This is a genomic window from Caballeronia sp., from assembly GCF_049581465.1.
GTDB lineage: Bacteria > Pseudomonadota > Gammaproteobacteria > Burkholderiales > Burkholderiaceae > Caballeronia.
In genome coordinates, this window is sequence record NZ_JBAUSA010000972.1 from 1 (window position 1) to 2,623 (window position 2,623).

Below are 2,623 nucleotides of genomic sequence, written 5' to 3' on the forward strand. Positions count from 1 at the left end.
GCCTTAAACAAGTCGCCGACATGATTCGGGAGGAAGCCTCCGAAGGACTGACGGTCGCTTGCGGACCGGTGCTCGCCAGCACGCTGCTGCCGGCGGTCATCGCCGATTTTGTCGAGCATCATCCGGGCGTGCCGATTCGCGTGGACTCGATGAAGGTCCCCGAGGTGCTCGTCAGCCTGCAGAACCACAAGGCCGACGTCGCGATCAGCCTGGCATTTCCATCGGTTGCGGGGATTGAGGTCGAGAAGCTCATGCACGCTCGGGCGCAATGCGCAATGCCGGCGACTCATCGGCTTGCGAAGAAAAAATCGGTGCGCGCCCAGGATTTGCGTGGGGAACGCATTATCGGCTGGATACCCAATTCGCGGCAGCCGTACGAGGCCGAGAAATCGGTCTTTGAAACCGGCGAAAAGCGGACGAACTATACCGTCCTCACCGACACCGCCCATACGCGCTACGCGATGGTTGCGGCCGGCCTGGGCGTCTCGATCGTGGAACCGTTCGCGGCGAAGGTCTGGCGACCGCACGGTGTGGTGGTGCGGCCGTTCGAAGCCGCGATCGAATACGAATACGTGCTGTCGTACCCGAGCAGCGGCATGCGCTCGGATCTCGTCGCGTCGTTCCGCGAGTCGGTGCTGCGGGTGGTGGCAAGCTACGACCTCGACGACGCCCCGACGCTCGCCACCCCCGATGCATAAACAACCAGGCTTCGCGCGTCGCGCACCGGCCGAAGCCTTCTCGGGATCGCTCCCGCTCATGGTATAAGCCGTTAAGCGTCCCCTCGTCGGGGCGCGGAAAAACACACCGAACCACTTCAGAAAAAGGAAAAAGATGCTGACGAGTACCTTGCGCCGTACGCGCTCGTTCACACTTGGAACGGTCGCTGCAGCGGCGTTTTCCATATCGGTCGCGTTCGTTGAAACTACGCCCGCCTACGCGAAAACCCCATCCCAGCCGGTGGTACTGACCGCGTCGGCGGTAGCGGTCGCCGATACATTCGCCGCCGACACAGCCGAGCAGATCTTCAAGGAGGGCGGCAATGCAGTCGATGCAGCCGTCGCCATCGCTTTCTCACTCGCCGTGACCTATCCCGAGGCGGGCAATCTGGGCGGCGGCGGTTTCATGACGCTGTACGTCGATCATAGGCCGTACTTCCTCGACTATCGCGAGCGCGCCCCGATCGCCGCGACGAAGAACATGTACCTCGACGACAAGGGCGAAATCATCAAGGGCATGAGCCTCTATGGCGCGCGGGCCGCCGCTGTGCCGGGCACGGTGTCGGGCATGTGGGAAGCGCAGAAGCGTTTCGGCAAGCTGAAGTGGAAGCAGGTGCTCGCCCCTGCGATCAAGTATGCGCAGGACGGATTTGAAGTCAGCGACCAGCTGCAGGAACGCAAGGACGCGGCATCGAAGGACTTCGCCGGGAAGACCAACTTCGACAGTTACTTCGGCAAACTGAACAAAGGTACGAATTTCAAGCAGCCGGAGCTTGCGGCTACCTTGCAGAGGATTTCCGACAAGGGCGCCAAGGGATTCTATGAAGGCGATACGGCTGGAATGATCGCGGATTCCATGGTCGGTCACGGCCTCATCACGAAACGGGACCTGAAGGAGTACAAAGCTGTCTGGCGCGAGCCCGTAGTCGCAAGCTGGAACGGCTATCGCATCATCACGGCGCCGCCTCCGAGTTCGGGCGGTATCGGGCTGGTCCAGTTGCTCAAGATGAAGGCCGACCTGAAGGACAATTTCGAGAACGTCCCCGTCAACTCCGTGCAGTACATTCACCTGGTGGCGGAAATTGAAAAGCGCGTCTTCGCCGATCGCGCTCAATACCTTGGCGATCCGGACTTCTATAAGGTACCGGTCGCGCAGTTGACCAACGACGACTACATCCTGAAGCGCGCTTCGGAAGTGAATCCCAAAACGCCGTCGGACACCAAGAGCGTGGTCCCGGGGCTTGGCACGACCATGCCGGAAAAGGCCGAAACCACGCACTATTCGGTGGTCGACAAATGGGGCAACGCGGTATCGAATACGTACACCATTAACGGTTATTTCGGCTCGGGCGTAGTGGTCGACGGCACGGGCGTCGTGCTGAACGACGAGATGGATGATTTTTCCGCGAAGCCGGGCGTGGCGAACATGTTCGGCGTAGTGGGCAGCGACGCCAACGCGATCGAGCCACGCAAGCGGCCGCTTTCGTCGATGTCGCCCACCATTCTCACCAAGGACGATCAGGTCGCGATGGTGATTGGCACGCCGGGCGGCTCGCGCATCTTCACGTCGATCTTCCAGGTCATTACCAACGTCTACGACTTTTCGATGCCGCTGCCCGCCGCGGTCGCGCTAATGCGCTTTCATCATCAGTTGCTGCCGCCGAACACGATTTTCTGGGAGCCGTACCATCCGATCGACGGCGAGCTCGCAACCGCGTTGCAAGCAAAGGGCTATACGCTCGCGACGCAAACCTTCAATGGCGACATCCAGGTCATCAAGATCAATGGCACGACGCCTGAACCCGTGGCAGATCCCCGTGGCCGAGGCGTGACGCGCGTGATCCAGTAAGCATTCAGTAAGGCTTCAATCGAAGCTGAATGAGCCTCCGAGGCCAGATCTCCTGATC

2 protein-coding genes are annotated in these 2,623 nt (G+C 60.7%); both read left to right on the top strand.

The features are described 5' to 3' along the window. The coding region (locus WCA53_RS23870) for a LysR substrate-binding domain-containing protein (RefSeq protein ID WP_423916279.1) at window positions 1-698 on the top strand (698 nt) is incomplete at its 5' end. A 133-nt stretch (window positions 699-831) separates the two neighbouring features. Then, window positions 832-2,565 carry a gamma-glutamyltransferase gene (gene ggt / locus WCA53_RS23875; RefSeq protein ID WP_423916281.1) on the top strand — a complete coding sequence of 578 codons (1,734 nt, stop codon included), beginning with the start codon at window positions 832-834 and terminating at the stop codon, window positions 2,563-2,565. The last annotated feature ends 58 nt before the right edge of the window (window positions 2,566-2,623 follow it).